Source organism: Halobacillus sp. ABR2_026 (assembly GCF_056158545.1).
This window is the reverse complement of record NZ_JBSWTM010000001.1, coordinates 1,117,005-1,135,032: the sequence shown is the minus strand read 5'-3', so window position 1 is coordinate 1,135,032 and position 18,028 is coordinate 1,117,005. Positions and strand designations below refer to the sequence as shown.

Annotated in this window: 14 protein-coding genes and 1 pseudogene; 7 read left to right on the top strand and 8 right to left on the bottom strand. The window is 46.4% G+C overall.

Features of this window, described 5'->3' with window-relative positions:
• Positions 1–70: 70 nt before the first annotated feature.
• Both asnB and ACXADE_RS05770 read right to left on the bottom strand, forming a co-directional pair.
• Positions 71–1,913: pseudogene (asnB, locus tag ACXADE_RS05775) on the bottom strand (asparagine synthase (glutamine-hydrolyzing)).
• A 534-nt stretch (positions 1,914–2,447) separates the two neighbouring features.
• Positions 2,448–2,807, bottom strand: a complete 360-nt coding sequence (locus ACXADE_RS05770; RefSeq protein WP_474979536.1) for a YisL family protein — start codon at positions 2,805–2,807, stop codon at positions 2,448–2,450.
• Positions 2,808–2,967: 160 nt separating this feature from the next.
• Here ACXADE_RS05770 and ACXADE_RS05765 point away from each other — a divergent pair, with 160 nt between their 5' ends.
• Complete coding sequence (locus ACXADE_RS05765) at positions 2,968–4,164, top strand: ornithine--oxo-acid transaminase (RefSeq protein WP_474979535.1); 1,197 nt, start codon at positions 2,968–2,970, stop codon at positions 4,162–4,164.
• Between the two features lie 1,041 nt (positions 4,165–5,205).
• On the opposite strand, the gene ACXADE_RS05760 is transcribed toward ACXADE_RS05765, so the two are convergent.
• The 3 genes from ACXADE_RS05760 to ACXADE_RS05750 are packed head-to-tail and all read right to left on the bottom strand — an operon-like array spanning position 5,206 to position 8,116.
• Positions 5,206–5,706 carry a GDYXXLXY domain-containing protein gene (locus ACXADE_RS05760; RefSeq protein ID WP_474979534.1) on the bottom strand — a complete coding sequence of 167 codons (501 nt, stop codon included), beginning with the start codon at positions 5,704–5,706 and terminating at the stop codon, positions 5,206–5,208.
• Positions 5,703–6,902 (bottom strand): DUF2157 domain-containing protein, encoded by a 1,200-nt coding sequence (locus tag ACXADE_RS05755; RefSeq protein WP_474979533.1) that lies wholly within the window; start codon positions 6,900–6,902, stop codon positions 5,703–5,705. Before ACXADE_RS05755 ends, ACXADE_RS05760 begins: the two co-directional genes overlap by 4 nt.
• 23 nt (positions 6,903–6,925) lie before the next feature.
• Entirely contained in the window at positions 6,926–8,116 is a 1,191-nt protein-coding gene (locus ACXADE_RS05750) for a DUF418 domain-containing protein (RefSeq protein ID WP_474979532.1), read from the bottom strand.
• An 86-nt stretch (positions 8,117–8,202) separates the two neighbouring features.
• Here ACXADE_RS05750 and ACXADE_RS05745 point away from each other — a divergent pair, with 86 nt between their 5' ends.
• The 6 genes from ACXADE_RS05745 (at position 8,203) to ACXADE_RS05720 (ending at position 10,127) form a co-directional block, all read left to right on the top strand.
• Positions 8,203–8,424: a spore germination protein gene (locus ACXADE_RS05745; RefSeq protein ID WP_474979531.1), complete on the top strand. Its 222-nt coding sequence runs from the start codon at positions 8,203–8,205 to the stop codon at positions 8,422–8,424.
• Between the two features lie 11 nt (positions 8,425–8,435).
• Complete coding sequence (locus ACXADE_RS05740) at positions 8,436–8,663, top strand: spore germination protein GerPB (protein ID WP_474979530.1); 228 nt, start codon at positions 8,436–8,438, stop codon at positions 8,661–8,663.
• 44 nt (positions 8,664–8,707) lie between these two features.
• Positions 8,708–9,262: a spore germination protein GerPC gene (gene gerPC / locus ACXADE_RS05735; protein ID WP_474979529.1), complete on the top strand. Its 555-nt coding sequence runs from the start codon at positions 8,708–8,710 to the stop codon at positions 9,260–9,262.
• Positions 9,259–9,483 carry a spore gernimation protein GerPD gene (locus ACXADE_RS05730; RefSeq protein ID WP_474979528.1) on the top strand — a complete coding sequence of 75 codons (225 nt, stop codon included), beginning with the start codon at positions 9,259–9,261 and terminating at the stop codon, positions 9,481–9,483. The genes gerPC and ACXADE_RS05730 overlap by 4 nt, the downstream gene beginning before the upstream one ends.
• Entirely contained in the window at positions 9,476–9,844 is a 369-nt protein-coding gene (locus tag ACXADE_RS05725) for a spore germination protein GerPE (RefSeq protein WP_474979527.1), read from the top strand. Before ACXADE_RS05730 ends, ACXADE_RS05725 begins: the two co-directional genes overlap by 8 nt.
• 64 nt (positions 9,845–9,908) lie before the next feature.
• Positions 9,909–10,127, top strand: a complete 219-nt coding sequence (locus ACXADE_RS05720; protein ID WP_474979526.1) for a spore germination protein — start codon at positions 9,909–9,911, stop codon at positions 10,125–10,127.
• A 109-nt stretch (positions 10,128–10,236) separates the two neighbouring features.
• On the opposite strand, the gene ACXADE_RS05715 is transcribed toward ACXADE_RS05720, so the two are convergent.
• The 3 genes from ACXADE_RS05715 to addB are packed head-to-tail and all read right to left on the bottom strand — an operon-like array spanning position 10,237 to position 17,727.
• Entirely contained in the window at positions 10,237–10,524 is a 288-nt protein-coding gene (locus ACXADE_RS05715; protein ID WP_474979525.1) for an HNH endonuclease, read from the bottom strand.
• The gene (gene addA, locus ACXADE_RS05710) at positions 10,508–14,227 is read right to left on the bottom strand and encodes a helicase-exonuclease AddAB subunit AddA (RefSeq protein ID WP_474979524.1); all 3,720 of its coding nucleotides are present in this window, start codon (positions 14,225–14,227) and stop codon (positions 10,508–10,510) included. Before addA ends, ACXADE_RS05715 begins: the two co-directional genes overlap by 17 nt.
• On the bottom strand, positions 14,221–17,727 hold the full coding sequence (gene addB / locus ACXADE_RS05705) for a helicase-exonuclease AddAB subunit AddB (RefSeq protein ID WP_474979523.1): 3,507 nt from the start codon (positions 17,725–17,727) through the stop codon (positions 14,221–14,223). The genes addA and addB overlap by 7 nt, the downstream gene beginning before the upstream one ends.
• Positions 17,728–18,028: the final 301 nt, after the last annotated feature.

Below are 18,028 nucleotides of genomic sequence, written 5' to 3'. Positions count from 1 at the left end.
TAAAAGCACGAGTCATTCTTTCTATTAGAGCTGATGGTTCCATCTAAAAAACCACCCAGTAGGGGTGGTTTTAAAAGGTCACTTTATAAGTTCTGAGCCAATGGTCAATCTGACATAAATGAGCAATAAGTTGAGGGCCTGTCATCAGTTGGCCGAACCAAGGCGTATCAATGGAGTTCCCTTCAGAATCATTCAACTTTTTCACTTGCTCCCGGTCAAAGATTTCAAATAGCGGGGCATGTGGATTCTGAAAGAGTCTCTTCCATCCATGAACACACGGCCTTTGTGTAATCAGGGTGAAAAGTTTTTGGATAAGGATTCTTTTTACGAAAAAGTACTTTATCTGGAAGTATTCCCCGCAATGCCTGCCTCAGCAGACCCTTCTCCTGATGGTTGTAAAACTTCATGCTCCAAGGGACATTCCAAACATATTCTACGAGACGATGATCGCTGAATGGGACCCGGACCTCCAAACTCGCTCCCATGCTCATCCGGTCTTTCCGTTCCAGCAGCGTCTGCATAAACCAATTCATATTCAAGTATGACATCTGTCTATGTTTCTTACTGTCCTCGTCTTCTCCAGCAAGCAGCGGGGTTTCTGCAACCGTCTCCTGATAACGTTTCAACATGTACCATTCAATATCTATCTCTTCTTTTAAATCGGTCCTGACAAGACTGATTCTCTCATTCAATGACCGAATCCAGGGAAATCCTGCTCTTTTCTTATCTTCCTCCCTGTAAAACCAGGGATAGCCGCCAAAAATTTCATCGGCACACTCGCCAGAAAGAGCTACGGTCACATGGTTTTTGATCTCTTCACAAAACCATAAGAGGGAAGAATCAACATCTGCCATCCCAGGGAGATCCCTAAGTTCGACTGCTTTTTTCAAACGTGAAACAAGGTCCTCGGTCTTCGCTTCCATGACAGAATGACTAGTTTGGTTTCGAGCACTGACTAGATTAATGAAAGCTTCATCACGATCCGGCTGGAATGCATTCTTCTTGAAGAATTTGTCCTGGTCTTTATAATCAATGGAAAACGTCTGCAAAGATCCCAGTTGATCTTGTTTGTATTTTTCAGCAGCGACTGCCGTAATGGCACTCGAATCTACACCCCCGGATAAAAATGTTCCAAGCTTAACATCAGAAACGAGCTGTCGTTGGGAAGCATCCATGAAAAGTTCCCGGACTCGGGTGACTGTCTCATCAAACGTATCTGTATGAGGCCTGCTTTCAACATTCCAGTACCGTTCAATGGAAAGTTTTCCATTTTCAAATACAGCTCTGTGACCAGGTCGGATTTCATGGATCTCTTGAAATACTCCTTCCCCTGGAGTTCTGGAAGGTCCTAAAGATAAGAGCTCGTGAAGACCATTAGAATCTAAAGACGGGGAGACATCTGGATGAGCTAAAATTGCTTTCATTTCAGAAGCGAACATGATCCCATGACCTCTGTCACTATAGAAGAGAGGTTTGACGCCGAGACGATCACGTGCAAGAAAGAGTCTCTCGCGATTCTTTTCCCAAACGCTGAATGCAAAAATTCCATTCAAGTAGTCAACGCAGGCGCTTCCCCAATTCATATAACTGACGAGAACGACCTCGGTATCGGAGTGAGACTGAAACGTCCAGCCTTCCGCTTTCAATAGGTTCCTGACTTCTTCTGTATTATAAAGCTCTCCATTATAGCATAAAATATATTCTTCATCCCGAGCCTTCCGGATCATCGGCTGTCTTCCTCCAGCAGGGTCGACAACAATTAAACGTTGATGACCGAATGCAGCCGGTCCCTGTATCCATTTCTGGTAATCATCCGGGCCCCGATGTTCTAGAGTAGCCGCCATTTGATCTAAAATTGAAGCCTTCTTCTCTGTCTTATGTGCTGCATCGATCCATCCCACAATCCCACACATCCAACCTCACCATCCTTTTTCATACAGAATGCGTAACGTCTCGGTTCCACACGGATCTGCTCGTAAAAAACCATCATGACTCACTATATGAACAGAGCGGTTCGCTTATGAAACCATCTCTACTGCTACAACTCATGATGATCAGCATTTTTTGCAAAGGGTTGATTGGGAAGCTTGATCCTGCTGTGGGAATTCATGACGGATAGATTCCCCGGCCCTGGAGCTCAAAAAAGCTCCCCCTTGAAACACTATCCTTCCTTAGAGACTTTGAATAAGAATAAAATACAGGCATTCGAACGCAGCCAAGTATGCCACTGCATATATCGTAAAATCATCCTTAACTTCCTGCTGAGAAGGAAATAAAAAATATATCAATAAAGGTTGACATTTCAATTGATAATGATTATCATTGTTATTGATAATAGTTATCACCGTTATCCCCCCAAGTAACGGACGAACATCAGACACAGAAACAAAGCCCCCTTTTTTCGATACTAAAAAGCTGCATGCGAAGGACGCATGCAGCTTTATTTTTTATGCAGGCAGAATTCCCGCACCTAAGAAACCGAAACCAAGAATGATGGCAACGAGACCAGCGATGAAAAGCTGTGCCCACCAGATGCCTGCCGGCTTGTTCTTTTTGGTTTTGACCGTGACCATTTCCATCGAAGCAATTGTCCATAATCCAACAAGCAGCTTGATGATGATCAGTATATCGTAAGTAGCATAGCTCGCAAACAGAGATCCGCCGGAATAAAGAATCAGCAGATAAAAAACCCTCAAAATCATATGCATGATCTTTGCTGCTTTTTCTTTGCCCTTACGGGTGAAGGTTGTCACAAGCCCGACTAGAATGAATGCGATGACCCAGGATGTGATATGTAAGTGCGCCATAGGTTGTCTTCCTCCTTTTCATATTTATCTACGGTTATGATACCACGACTCTTCCTTATATTCCTATTGATATGCCATTTCCCTCATTTTCTAAATTATAAGAAAATACCTCCTAAACCTGTTATAATAATGGAAGAGTGAAATGAAATGGAGGGATTGCATGTCTGTAATCAGTAGTCAGAACATCATTGATCAAACACAGGAATATGGAGCGAAGAACTATCACCCGCTTCCAATCGTCATAGCAAAAGCCGAGGGAGTATGGGTAGAAGATCCTGAAGGAAACCGCTATATGGATATGTTAAGCGCTTACTCCGCTGTGAACCAGGGGCACCGCCATCCGAAAATCATTCAAGCCCTGACCGACCAGGCGAGCCGGGTTACTTTAACTTCCCGTGCCTTCCACAATGATCAGCTAGGCCCTTGGTATGAAAAGATCTGCAAGCTGACGAACAAAGAGATGGCACTTCCTATGAACACAGGGGCAGAAGCTGTGGAGACCGCAGTCAAAGCCGCTCGTCGCTGGGCCTATGATGTCAAGAAAGTGGAAGAAAACAAAGCCGAAATCATTGCTTGTACAGGAAATTTCCACGGGCGCACGATGACGGCCGTCTCCCTATCCTCTGAGACAGAATATAAGCGCGGGTTCGGACCGATGCTTCCAGGCATTAAACTTGTTCCTTACGGGGACATTGATGCTTTGAAAGAAGCCATCAATGAAAACACCGCAGGTTTCATGCTGGAACCCATCCAAGGGGAAGCAGGCATCGTCATGCCTCCGGAAGGCTTCCTTAAAGAGGCCTATGAAGTATGTAAAGAGAACAATGTTTTGTTCATTGCTGATGAAATCCAGGCAGGTCTTGGAAGAAGCGGGAAGACGTTTGCATGTGACTGGGAAAACGTAAGCCCCGATATGCTCATTCTCGGCAAAGCTCTAGGCGGAGGTGTCTTCCCTATCTCCTGTGTTGTCGCAAACAGGGAGGTTCTTGGTGTATTCAACCCAGGGTCCCACGGCTCCACCTTCGGAGGGAACCCCCTCGCCTGCGCAGTTTCCGTAGCGTCCCTCGAAGTCCTTGAAGAAGAAAAGCTCGCTGAACGATCATTGAAGCTTGGGGAATATATGATGCAGGAGCTGCAATCCATTGAGAATCCTAAAATCAAAGAAGTTCGAGGAAAAGGGCTGTTTATCGGCGTCGAGATGACAGAACCTGCCCGTAAATATTGCGAACAACTGAAAGAAAAAGGACTGCTTTGTAAAGAGACACACGAAAACGTCATTCGTTTTGCCCCGCCTCTTGTCATCAGTCAGGAGGATCTGGATTGGGCAATCAGCCAGATTAAGTCCGTCCTCAGTTAATAAAAAAACAGCAGCTCTCGTGAGCTGCTGTTTTTTTATTTGGCTCTGTTAAAGTTCAGTGTGTTGATATTTGCATCAACGGATGGAAGGGACAATGAATAATAGGATGGTGAAAAGGGATATATTTCCAAGTGACGAAACCTTTAGATGATCTACTTGCACGATCCAACCATTAAATCTTGTTGGATTATCATTTCGAAACTGAGTCTTAAGCTAAATGGCAGGATTGTTGAAGACTTGATTTCGAGACTTCTGTGTTGTGGATAGGGGCTGCGGGGAATGACTCGCTTTCCGCGGGAGCGCGGTGAGCCTCCTCAGGCTAACGCCTTGCGGGGTCTCACCAAGCACTCTCTTCCTCGTAGATATCCGGTTTCTGCGCCTAGCGGCTAGTGAGACTTCCCTCGCTTCTGTACGATAAGTCAACATCGAATCTCTTCGTTCTTCGTGTTTCCTTTATCTCCTCCAGCTCAGTCCAGTCCATACGCCGCTGAACGAGGCGCCTGCACACTGTAAGATAGGAGTCTCGCCATTCCCCTCCGCCCCTTTGCCATATAAGTGTCTCGAAACCACTACTTAAAAAATCAGCTTGTATGGGTAAGAGAATGGAATGATATTATCTCTACCCCATGAACGTTTAGCATACGCAAATGCTTGATACTACGTATGATCTGCCCGCTTAGGGGAGAAGAATTGGAAACTTACGAATCCATACAGATGTTCGAACCTCAACCATTCAAGCTCACCCTTTTTAAAGTGGCTTCGAGACACTTATAAGGGAAAGGGGGCGGAGGGAAACGGTGGAGACTCCTATGGGACGTGTGGGACAGGTGAGACCCCGGAAGGCGTAGCCTGAGGAGGCTCACCGCCCGCCCCATGGAAAGCGAACCTTTTCCCGGAGCCCCTAGAATCACACAAACATCTCGAAGCTGAGTCTTCAAGAAAAGGGAGCTTTCGTTGAATAAGCCAAAATATAAAAAGGAATTTCCATAAAATTAGGAGTTCCTTTTTGCAGTAATATCAACACTAAATTAACAGAGCCTTTTATTTAAGAGAAGCTATTTTCTTCTGCTTCCAGGGAGCAAGAATAATTTCTACCTCTCTCTCCTCCCGTTGTTCCCAGAACTCTCCTGTATTCTCTTCAATGTAGTATCTACCAAGACCGATATCCACCTGATGCTGATTCTGCTGGGAATCCGACCATATATACTTCGAGGAAAGAACCACTTGATTCTTATCAGCTTCCGGCCATAAATCAGAGGCTTCTACAAGCTCATATACCCCTTCCCCGTTTTCTTCAAGTAATAAAAACACTTTCCCCCCTCTGTTCAAAGAAGCAGTAACCTTCCATTTTTCATCTGGTATTTGTTCAATCGCATAATCCAGCGTTACGTAATCTCCATAAAAAGGATCGCGGGGATCCACGGGTTCAGTCTTTAATGTAATCTTCTCCCCCCAGATATCCATCGCATAATAGGAGGTAGACATCAAGACCAGAAACAAGAACTGTAAGGTTACAAGTCCATAAAACCACCAGCGTTTCATTTTTCTCCGCCCCCTTTATGAATGGTTCTCCGCTTTTTCTCAAGGAAATAGCTGAGCACGAACAAAAGGATTCCTCCGATTAAGAAAAACAAGGAACGATCCATGAAGTCCCAGGCGAGCTGGAAGTATGCGATGAATGTGGTCAGAAGGAAAGCGAAGGTCCCTTTATTGACCCACCTCGATACTTCCTGGCGATAACCGGAAATCAACCACAGCAAGGCATATAAGAACAACAGCAGCAAGGAAAGCATATCTCCAAAGCCAAATCGAAAGACAGGTACAAATAACAACAAGTCAATCCAGTAGTAATTGGTCGAGCTCATGGCCGACCTCACGACAGCGAACACAAAAAGAATAGCCCAGGCAAGGAAAAAGTAAAGCGACGATTCTGTCAGTTCCCCTACGAATTCGTTACCCAGGAAAAACACTTGCAAAATAAGCATAATAAATACCGATAGAATGCTCAATGTTTTGAAAACGCGGATCTCTCCTCGTTCGAGAAGGAAGTCCTCCATCACATAAAGCAGAAGGAATAAAGCTATCAACCAGTAATACGGCATCCCTTCACTGAACACAAGAATGAGCGAATGCACACAATACCCTGCCCCGAAGGCAGCAAGCTGTGCCACTTTCCGAGATCGCAACACCAACCATCCCATCCCGAGAATAAACAGCACTCCGAGCCAAAGGTGAAAATGCTGAAAAACAAACCCGCTGTAGAGCTGGCCGGCAGTTATGATGACCAAGGCTGCATAGAAAAACGAATCATCCTTAAAAAGGAGGAGCAGACCGAAAGCCACAAGTGACCAAATAAAAAATGGCAGGGCACTGTATGAAGTATAGTGATACATCTGACCAATCAGAAAAATCCCCGATCCAAAAATAACGAGAGCGATAAGGATAAGGCTGATACCTACTCGTCTGGATTTTTTTCTATAGACCCATTCCCCGCTTCCATAAAAAACGAGCAGCGAAGTGAGGATGACCCCCATCCTGCCAAAGTCTGTTAAATAGGACCAGTTGGATGCAATGAAAGTCAAAAAAGCAAGGCCGATGAAAAGAGCCCCAAATGTCAGCAACATCGGTTTGTTCTGTTTCTTAGGATATCGTTCAAGTAAGTGCACCCGTTGTTCTTCACTTATGATTGCGTCGTCCACCCATTTCCTGCTTTCTTTAACAAGGTGATCTCTATTCAAAACGGTTGCCCCCTTTCCTTTCTTTATGAAGCGGCCTCACGTGTTCTTTTTAACGGCTGTCTCTTTCCATAAGTCAACGTTCTCCATACCCATTCCAATGGACCGTACCGGAACCTCTTCAACCAGGCTCTGCTTACAGCAACTTGCCCGGCAAAGACGACTACGACGATCAAAAAGCTGTAAAATGGCGAAACATTTCCGTATAAGCCAAAACCTACAGAATAAAAAAGGATAAAGCTGATCAAGGATTGACAAATGTAATTGGTTAAAGACATCCGGCCGACCCATGTCAAAGGATGAACGATACGGGCACCAATTGACGTCTGAAACAATAGAGTAATAGATAGGACGTAAAAAATGGCGGAAGCTGAACCACCAATGCTATCCTGGGCGAGTTGGAACCATTCTGGATTCCCGAAAAAGTGCGGGCCCGCCTTGAACAAAAAGAAAAGGACACCCGTGGAAACCCAAATTCTTCTAATTTGCCCCATGTGTTGCGTCGGGGCATGAAGCAACCGTTTTTTACAGAAATACATCCCGAACAAAAACATGGGAATTAAACTCAACGCCAGGAATGGAAGGTTTCCAAATTGGTTGGCATACATCCAGTCCGCGGCGTTCTGTCGCCAGATGTCTGAAAGTGTACCACTCCCGTAATTCACCAAAGCTTCCTGAATGGCCTCACGGTTAACAATCCCCTGGACCTGCTCCCTCATAAGGAACAGGGAAAACGTAAGAGGCAGCACTAACAGCGCTAACATCCCGTAGGCCCAGCCAAGCAGCATTTTGGTTTCCACATTTAGAAAAGCCAGCAATACAAGACCCAGCACACCATACGAAAGAAGGATATCACCATGCCAAATGAGGAAGGCATGAATGAAACCAAACCCTGTGAGTACAAGAAGTCGCCTGACAATGACCCGTCTGTAAGAGGTCTGTTTCTCTACAAGCCGTTCTTTCATCATCTGTATCCCGAAACCAAACATAAAGGAAAAAAGGGTGTAAAAACTTGCTTGGAAAAAGATATCGATCATTGTTTGGACGGCATGACTTTGAGACGACGACCAGAATTCAGATGCTCCACCGTACAAAAAGTACGGAGCATTGAAAGCCGGAACGTTGACCATAAAGATTCCGAGTATAGCGAGACCTCTAGCCGCATCAACCCAATGGAGACGGTCTGCTTCCTGTAGAGGTGATCCTTTACTTTCCATATGTATTCCCCCTATAATAGTTATTTTACTTTTCTTCCGTCATTTAGACAACGTAGTCTCATAAACTGTAGAAAGGAGTTTTCGTTATGCCAGCAAAAGTCGGGGCCGTCAAAGTGCTATCCCTGTCTTCTTCAAGTATATTCAACATTGGTGATGTCTACAATATGGCGCCATATGCATCTGCGAAGACATTTGCTGGAGGTGGGTCTTTCAACACGGGTGACGGCATCAGAATCAGACTGAATCGTGCAGACACCTTTATCAACGATTCAGAAATGATCGATCAGCCAATCGTCAATAATGCTTAGGAGGGATTCCTATGAATCTCACGGTTCATCAATCCATTTATATCCATGTCCTGCGAATCGGATCTGTTGCAAACTCCTCCATTGTTCAAATCGGGAGTTCAGGGGTGATTCAATCCCAATCTGATCTTTATAATACAGGGGGGTACACGAAACCGGCGGAAAAAGCCCAGCCTCAAGAGGGTGAAGTGATTATACCGGAACCAGGTGGCGCAACGCTTGTTCCACTTTCTATAACATAGATGTCCCCCTTTTTTCATAAAGATAGGATAGGGGGTGAGCGGACTTGAACCAATATCATTCATGGCAGTCATGGATTCAACAGATGATGAATCAAATGGAGCAGCAGCAGAAAATGATCAATCAATTGCAACAGCGAATCGAACAGCTGCAATCCGTCGACCACCCACCGAAAACCGTTATCGAGAAAATCGAATACCATTTTGATCAACTGAAAATCGAGACGCTCGAAGGAACCCTGCAAATTGGCCTAACCCCGAATGGCACGGACATGGCGGACATCGGGGATCTGTACAGCAAGAACAATACTCAAATCCCTCAGACAGACGATCAAGCGCTGCACTTTCTGCAGAATTATATGACTTCTGACGTCCCGGGATGGATGAATCAATACGTACGCGATCACGATATTCAAGTCAGTGACCAGCACAAGGAACGAATGATTGCTGACATCCGAAAGCAACTGCCTCAGCGTCTGGAATTTTACCGGAACGAAAACCCTGACCTGCCGCCAGAAACCTTATTCCACCAAATGCAAACGGAAATCCAGCATTCCATCGCCCAGTATTTCGAAACTTTTGAAGGAGATGGTGATACATGAATCATATTGTGCACAATTATGGCCTGCATGTCGGAAGTATCCGCGTGACGGGCGTTTCAGGTTCTTCTTTGTTTTTAATAGGCGACAACAAGACTGTCCGGCTTCATTCGTTCTTTGATACTCCTCCTGAATCCTTGATTATTAATCCCGAAGCCCAGGTCATCGAAGAGGCCCAAGCCAATGTAGAGGAAGAAGAGGGCGGCTCTGACCAAGATGCTTAAACGAATGGTTTATGTTGAGGACATTGAGACTCAGTCAGTGGCTATCGGCTCTGTCATGGAAATCGGCGATGTCCACCGGGCCGCTCCTTATTCCAAAATTTTAGCAGTCCAAAAAGAAGGCGGTGTAGAATCTGATCGTTATGACTTTGACGACTACTCCATCTTCTCGTTAAAAAGCCCACCTCCCCTTCCCCCTGTTCACGTAGAGTCTTTCAATTACCACAACCGCCCCATCCAGGTCGATCACATCCGCATTTTCGGTGTATCCGCAGCCGGGATTTTCCAGGTGGGCGGAACTGATCATGTCCATGCGGTCAATTATACGAAACACTTCCGTGTCCTGGAGGAAGAAGAACACTAATCATGCTTCGTGCATACGTTGGTATTATCATGCATGAATCGCGCCAAAAAAGGAGGCGGTTGTGATGCCGGCTATTGTCGGACCCATCAGCATAAACAGCGTCGGTGGCGGCGTTGTCAACTTCGGAGATTCTTTCTACCTGTCCCCTAAGGCTACATCCAAAACGAATGCCGGATCTGGAGCATTGAACACTGGAAACTGGATCATCACAAACAACGGACTAAGCTCCACGAACCCATTTGACCCGGACGTTGCTGACCAAAATATCACGGCAAACGCGTAAAAAAGAAGCGCCCAAACCCGGGCGCTTCTTTCCTTTGCCAGGACACTCCTCCCCCCTCATAAGGTTCGTCACAAAGTTTTAAAAAAACGGACACTGGTGTGTCCGTTTTTCATTTTCGCTTTCTTCGATTTGATTTTCTTGTCGGGATTCTTTTTTCCGGGTCCTGTTTCTTCACCCATCGCAAGTATTTCTGCATATCCGGATGGTCCCGAAGACGTTCCAGGCTATGGTAAAAGGCTGCCAGTTCTTCATTTGTGAACAACGCGTGGATTTGGCGATGGCAAGCCCCGCACAACATAGCCGTTGGTCCTTCCACCCCGCCGAACTGCTTCGGAATCAAGTGATGTTCCGTCGTTTTGACCGGGGTGCGGGAACATAAATCACAGGTTTCCTCCATGAGTATCAACCTCCACGATCATCGATCCCTCAAAGAAATACAAACAACTTTTACGGACAGGCTGTTTCCAAATCTTCTCCAAAGCGGTTTGATACAGACTCAACTGTGTCCGGTATCTGTCCGCCAGCTTTATCGAGACGTCGTTTGAGTTTTCCGGGAGACCATCGGATTTATAATCAAGGATCATCCAGCCGTCTTCATAAGGGATGATGGCATCGACAACCCCTTGGATGAAAACTTGTTCATCGGTCTCTTCTTCCCATTCAGCATAAACTTCATGGGCGGGCAGAGTAAGACTGAAAGGAACTTCTCTTTCAATTTGATCAGAGTTCAGCACATATTGGCCAATATCCGTCTTGAAAAAGTCTGCGACGGCTTGAAAATCGATGACATCCGCCTCTTCCCGGCGCAGCACTTCTTTGAGAACCAATTGTTCCACATACTCTTCCACTTCACCAGCCGACCACTCTTTCGTGAAAGGGATGTGCTGCATGACGCTGTGCATCGCTGTTCCTCGTTCAGCAGCCGTCAGCTTTTTTTCCTCCTGCATAAAACGCGGCCTTTTAACGATAGGTGCCCGGTAAGGAATAAGCAGTTGATCGCTGGAATACTCATCTTTTGTTTCGCGCTGACGCTTGATTTCTGTCACCGTCTGTTTGGCTCGGGTATGGGCGGCTTTGTCATAAGGATATACAAAATCCAGACGTTCCACATAAGACTCATCAACTGGCTCAGTAACTTCGATAGTCTGCCATTTCTGAACCGCCTGCTTTAGCTGCTCATCCCTTTGTTCTTTCACTTCATCAAGGACCGTAAACTCACTCCCATGAGCAATGTGTACCCGCCACTGGGATTCATCATACCGGATCTCTTCAGCAGTCACCACCTCCACATCTCCTCGGAGGTCACTTGTGTGCTGATGCCTTACCAGTGCTGGTCCGACCCAGTCCAAGTATGATTTTGCTTCCAATCGATCATGCGGTGGAAGCACCCATTCCCTTGTTTCCGCAAAGGACTGCCATTTCTCCCGCTTTTTTTCAAAAGAAGCGACGTTGCCTACCATGACAAGCTTCTCCTTCGCTCTGGTCAAGGCCACGTAAAGAACTCTCATTTCTTCAGCTAAAAGTTCCCTCCGCTTCGCTTCTTTCAATGCGTGGTAAGCAAGCGTCGGATACATCAGCCGTTTTTCAGGATCAATATATCGGGTGCCGAACCCATAATCTTTATGCAGCAAATAACGGTTTTTCAAATCCATCATATTGAACTGTTTATCCATCGCACCGAGAAGGACGACCGGAAACTCCAATCCCTTACTTTTATGAATGGTCATAATACGGACGACATCCTCCTGCTCTCCAAGCGCACGGGCTGCCCCAAGGTCATCCCCACGTTCTTCCATCCGTTCAATAAAACGTAGAAAACGGAATAAACCACGGAAAGAGGTCGCTTCATAAGAGCGGGCACGGTCATACAGCGCCCGTAAGTTCGCCTGGCGTTGTCGGCCACCTGGCATCCCGCCGACAAAATCATAATACCCTGTATCACGGAAGATATCCCAAATGAGTTCTGATAAAGCTCCTTGCCTTGCTCTTTCCCTGAACGTCTGCAACTGTTTAAGAAATTCTTCCACTTTACGGCCCAGCTCATCCTTCACAACATAAGCCTGCATCGCTTCATAATAAGTTGCCCGTTTTTTCGCAAGCCGTACTTTCGCCAGCTCATCTTCGTTGAGACCTACTATTGGTGATTTGAGCACGGAAGCCAGCGGAATATCCTGCATCGGGTTGTCGATCACCTTCAAAAGACTCAACATCACTTTGATTTCTATCGCTTCAAAATATCCGGTGGAAAGCTCTGCATAGACCGGAATACCTTGCTGCTTCAGTTCATCCACGATTGTGGAAGCCCACGTCATCGAACGCATTAAAATGACGATATCCCTGTACTGCAGCGGCCGCTTGGTTCCCGTTTCCTTATCCACGACCTGAAGGGGTTCTTCCCCTTCATATCCGAGCCATTTTCGAATCATTTTTCCATAGGCACGGGCTTCAAGCTGTGCTTTCTCTAAATCCTTATAGCCTTCATCCTCGCTCGTTTCATTTTCCTGTGCTTCTCTGTCAATAAGATACAATTCTGCATCCGCATCGTCAGCTGTCAACTCATCATAAATCTTGTTGCTGTAAATAAGTTCAGCTTCCTTTTCGTATTCCATCTCCCCGACTTCTTCATCAAGTACTTGACGGAAGATGTAGTTCGTCGCATCCAACACTTGCTTACGACTTCGGAAGTTCCGGGCAAGGTCGATCCGCTCCCCCCGATTTGTTTCGTTTCCATACTGCTTGTATTTGTTCAGGAACAAGGAGGGCTCTGCGTGACGAAAGCGATATATACTCTGTTTCACATCACCGACCATAAAAAGGTGGCCTGCGTTTTCACCTTCGGTCAACAGCCTCAACAATGTCTCCTGTACGAGGTTTGTATCTTGATATTCATCAATCAACACCTCGGAAAACTGTTTCTGGAAACTTTCCGCTACAGCTGATGGGACAAGCTCTGAAGGTGTCGCAGTTTCATCAAGGAGAATACGAAGGCAATAGTGCTCCAAGTCAGAAAAGTCGACAATCGCTTTTTCTTTTTTCAGCTGTTCGTACCTTCCTTTGAAATCCTTAACGATAACCCCCAACTGCTCCATCACAGGGTGCAGATCCTGCATATCTTTCAAATAGCTGTCAAGGGAACGGGAAAACCATTCGTCACGCACATCGTTCCATCGCTTTTTATAACGATCACGTATTTTCTTCGCCTGTTCTTTTCTTTCGGCAGAACAATCCATCTTCTTCCGGGATAGCGTGGCGAACTTTTGTCCGGCCATAAAACTCTGCATTTCCGCCCAGGAATGAGCTAGTGCTCCTTTAGCCTGATGGATCATTTCAAGATCGGATTCTGCTGTCTCCGCATAAGCGTAAGGACCATCCGTTTCCCTCGTGATTTCCAATACTTGATTCGCTTCTGTTTCCATTGCTTTCAGCTGACTTTTCACTTCTTGTTTCAAGAGCTCCAGCCATGGCAAATCTTCTTCTTTTTCAACATCATTCACCTTGTACATTCCAACCATTTGGTCGATCCAGGCGTCCGGCCAAGGATTTTGTGTGGCGAATGTATACAAATCAAGCACGAGCTTTTCTACATCCAAGTCACTTCGATCGCTGGAAAAACGCTCCACGACATCGAAGAAACGCAGCTGTTCTTCCCCTTCTTTTCCGTACCAGTCCTCAAACAAATCTTCCAGGACTTCCTGCTGGATCAAATCCGATTCAACCGTGTCAGCAATTCGGAAGCCTGGATCCAAATCCAATAGGTAAGCATAACGCCGCACGACTTCCATACAAAAGGAGTGCAGTGTAGAAATGGAAGCGTTCTGAAGCAATGAAAGTTGTTTTTTCAAATGGTGGGAACCAGGGTTATCTTCTAAAGCCTTCGCTAACGCATGCCCTACACGGTTCCTCATTTCCTGAGCCGCTGCATTCGTGAAAGTTACGACAAGCAGTGAATCAATATCGGCTGGATCATCTTTATGGAGAAGTTTTTGAATGATACGTTCTACAAGGACGGCGGTTTTCCCCGATCCGGCAGCGGCAGCTACAAGGATGTTCGATCCATGGGAATAAATCGCCCGTTCCTGTTCTTTGGTCCAACTTACCATGAAGCATCCTCCTTCCCTTTTGATAACCTCTCCAGAACGTCTTCGTCTTTCATGTCCTGAAGCTTGCGATAGTTGTGGTCTTCTAGTGTAGGGTCAAACTGGCAGACCGGACGATAAGAACAAAACTCACAGGCAACTTGCTGACTTTTTTGGAAAGGATCAAGGTCAACTGCACCGTCGGTAATTTTTGTTCCTGCTTCGGTCATCAATCCTCGGATGTACTGCTTCAATTGGTCAAAGCGTTCTTCGTCCGCTGTTTTTGAACTTTTGTAGAAACCGCCTTTCGCTTTTAAAGCTGCGGGAATGATCTGACTGTATCCTTTATCAAGACCGGTATCCATCATTTGGACAACACGTTCATTTTCCAATAGCAGCCCTTGCATTTTGAACTTCTTGAAGATTTCTTCTTCAATTTGATCATCCTGAAGAAGCTGCTTCCCTGTAATCATTGGATTGTGCACGTGGAAATACAGCACCCCTGCAGGGGAAGCATTCTTGCCAAGCCACTGTTCAGCGTTTGTCAGGACAACATCCAAATAAGCAAGCATCTGCAAGGACAATCCATAAAAGACATCGACAAGACTGAGCCCCTTGCTGCTGGATTTATAATCAATGATCCGCAGAAACAGATCCTCTTCTGACAAAGCTTTATCCACACGGTCGATTCGGCCGCGTAGCATCAGTTCATACCCATTGGGCAGATCAAAGGATAATGGCGGTAGTTTGGCATCGCCACCCGTCCCGAACCCAAGTTCCAGACCTACGGGAGAAAAACTGCTTTTCCTCGCCTGCTCACTGAGAACAAATGTTGCTCTAGCGATGACCTGCTGCAATTTCTTCTGGATGTACTGATAACGGTTTGAGCTTTTCAAAATCTGGTTTTGTAACACAGGCGCCAAAGCATTCGTTGCTTTCTCTGCGTACTGATTCGTCTCCTGACGCCCCAGTTGAGAAAAATCGCGACCTTCCGCCTGGACCCACTCTGTAATCTGCTTCAGCGCTTCATGGAACAACTGTCCGATATCAGGGGCGTCGAGTTTATAAGTCCTTCGTTCTTCAAGCCCGAGGCTGTGCTGGGCAAAATATTGATAAGAACAACGGTGGTAAGTTTCCAAGCGGGAAACACTTGTTTTGACCTGTTTGTCAAACAGCTGACCCGTCGTATCCTTAGAGAGGGGCACGGGCTTGTTTTTGTAAAAAAGACTTTGAAGGACACGGTTCGTCAACCCATGAGACGGTTCATTTCCGATATACCAGTTCAACAAACCCCACCATACAGGCTTCATCTTGTACCCTTTCAAATATCGAGCAAACTGAGAAGTGAGGGCCGACCTTGTCTTTTGAGGGTTGGTAATGAACCGCTCAGCTTCATACAAATCATCAGGATCCTGTAAAAGGACATGTTCCTTTGCCCGCGGGAACAATTCCTCCATCCGTTGAATGAGGGTGGCAGGGACTTTCGACTTCCCTTCTTCATTACTAAGTGGATAGCTGACCCACAAACGATCAGCCGCCATTGTCAGAGCCAGATACACATAAAACCGGTCATCCAATAGCTGACGATTGCTGCCATCGGCCAGTTGAATGCCATGCTCTGCGAGCAGTGAACGCTCCTGCTCGGAAATCATGCCGTCGCTCGGGGGCTTCATCGGCCACATCCCATCGGTTACCCCAAGGAGAAACGAAACTTTAACACCCGTCATCCTCGAACGATCGACACTTCCGACGATGACGTGATCCATGCTGGGTGGCACGTGAGCGAACGTTAAAGATTCCAACCCACTATCGATCGTACTCCGAAAGACTTGGAGAGACATCTTTTCATCTCCCGCCATTTCAACCATTTCATCAAGCAGCTGGAGAAAATCATCCCACACCTGCTCCTGTTCTCGCCCCCGCTCTATTTCACCTTTCTCATCATAAAAGGTCCGCCATGATTCAAGCTGTTCTGGAACATGAAGACCTTCCATCCATTGGTAAATCACCCGCGCCCGTTCTTCGATCGTTTCAGCGTCTCTTAACGATTCATCAAACGGTTGAAGAGCTTTTCTCACTTGTTCACGATAGGCATTGATCCGCTTCTGTTTTGCTTTTTCTTCATCCGTTTGAGCGGATTGTTCAAACCCGCGGAAACGCTGGTAAACCCATGGTTCTTCTGAGAACCATTGACTGCGGGACCGGATGCCGTACTCAAGGACATAATTTTCCAGTTCGTCGATGGCATCTTCTGTCAGGGGGTAGGACCGGTCAGCAGCTGGAATAAATCCAGTTTTCAACAAACGAAAGACCGCATCATACCGGAAGTTACCTTCAACTGCATCAAGCCCTGATCGGACAAGCTCAATCACAGGGTGGTTTAACATCGTCCTTTTTTCATCGATAAAGACAGGAATATCATAATCTTCAAAGAGTGTCTCGATCAGGCTGTGATAAACCTCAGGCTCACGCATCAAGATAGCCATATCCCGGTAACGGTAGCCTTGTTCACGAACGAGATGGAGAATTTCCTGTGCCACCCCTTCGACCTCTGCACGCGGATGAACGGCTTCTGCAATTTGAATAGGAGCTTCGTCTTCAAACGCAGGAGCCGGCCGCATATCATAATATTTTTCTAAATGCCGGAATGCCGGGCGGTCTTTCATTCGTCCCGAGCTGTGATCAAGCACCTCTGTTTTTTCCAGGCGTGCCCCGGCCTCTTCGCAAACTTTTTTCAAGTCCAGATAAGTTTGTTTCGTTTCGTGAAACAGATCGAGCTCAGGGTTCTCTTCTCCGGTAGGCTCTTCTGTGGTCAACGTGATATGGACACGCTTCACTTTCCTTAACAGAACTTCAATGACTTGATACTCCTGAGGGGTGAAACTGTGGAACCCGTCGATGTACACTTCTGCTCCCTCTAGAAAAGAGGCTTCCGGAATCTTGCTGGCAAGGAGCTGGAGCTGATCCTCACTATCTATGTACTGCTCCTTCAGCGCCTCTATTAGACGTTCATAAATATACGTCAAATCATCCAGCTTATCTCTCAGTCCCTGCTCCTGGCCCGTCGAATGAACGAATTGATCCAGGGCATCCATTTGAGCCTGAAGGTCTTCAGGCGTGACCCTGTACCGCTTAAATTCTGTAATCATCCCCTCCAGTTGCTCAATGAATCCCTGTTTTTCAATGGCCTTTTGGAAAACGCGCCAATCTGAGTTCCTTTCTTCCACAATTTTGCGAAGCATCATCTGAACTCCGGTCGACGTGATGAATTTCTTTGTCCCTCCACCGGTTTCCTGGAGTACACGCCAGGCCAGACGTGAAAAACTGAAGACTTGGGCACGGATCGATCCTTCCACGCCTTCTCTTTTCAGAAGGCCGTATTCCTGCTGGAAGGTCATCTGATCGGGAACGATGTAAATGATCGCCGGTCCTTGCGGGTCCTTTTTCAACTTTGATTCTATTTCATTTAAACATTGCGTACTTTTTCCTGCTCCTGAACGCCCGAGCAAAAAACGCAGCCCCATACCGACCGCTCCTTTCTTTCTCATTCTGTATTTATTTTATCATTTTTGCCCCATTTATGATGATTTCCCGCTCCTCACCAATCCCTGTTCTTGAAGATTCAGTTTCGAAACTTCTGTTACGTGGATGGGAGTTACGGGGTACGGCTCGCTTTCTGTGGGAGCTGAGGGCCAGGTGAGACCTCGGAGAGCGTTAACTCGAGGAGGATCAGCACCCGCCCACGGGAAGCGGGCCGTTTACAGAAGCCACGAACCCACATCCTAGAGTCCCAATATCGAGTCTTCAAGAATATGCCCTATGATT

Coding starts and splice junctions, on each gene's coding strand:
- addA (WP_474979524.1), bottom strand. CDS start 14,227: ATGGTAAGTTGGACCAAAGAACAGGAACGGGCGATTTATTCCCATGGA.
- ACXADE_RS05770 (WP_474979536.1), bottom strand. CDS start 2,807: ATGGCGCACTTACATATCACATCCTGGGTCATCGCATTCATTCTAGTC.
- ACXADE_RS05740 (WP_474979530.1), top strand. CDS start 8,436: ATGAATCTCACGGTTCATCAATCCATTTATATCCATGTCCTGCGAATC.
- ACXADE_RS05715 (WP_474979525.1), bottom strand. CDS start 10,524: ATGGAGGAAACCTGTGATTTATGTTCCCGCACCCCGGTCAAAACGACG.
- ACXADE_RS05750 (WP_474979532.1), bottom strand. CDS start 8,116: ATGGAAAGTAAAGGATCACCTCTACAGGAAGCAGACCGTCTCCATTGG.
- ACXADE_RS05760 (WP_474979534.1), bottom strand. CDS start 5,706: ATGAAACGCTGGTGGTTTTATGGACTTGTAACCTTACAGTTCTTGTTT.
- ACXADE_RS05730 (WP_474979528.1), top strand. CDS start 9,259: ATGAATCATATTGTGCACAATTATGGCCTGCATGTCGGAAGTATCCGC.
- addB (WP_474979523.1), bottom strand. CDS start 17,727: ATGGGGCTGCGTTTTTTGCTCGGGCGTTCAGGAGCAGGAAAAAGTACG.
- ACXADE_RS05765 (WP_474979535.1), top strand. CDS start 2,968: ATGTCTGTAATCAGTAGTCAGAACATCATTGATCAAACACAGGAATAT.
- ACXADE_RS05720 (WP_474979526.1), top strand. CDS start 9,909: ATGCCGGCTATTGTCGGACCCATCAGCATAAACAGCGTCGGTGGCGGC.
- ACXADE_RS05725 (WP_474979527.1), top strand. CDS start 9,476: ATGCTTAAACGAATGGTTTATGTTGAGGACATTGAGACTCAGTCAGTG.
- ACXADE_RS05745 (WP_474979531.1), top strand. CDS start 8,203: ATGCCAGCAAAAGTCGGGGCCGTCAAAGTGCTATCCCTGTCTTCTTCA.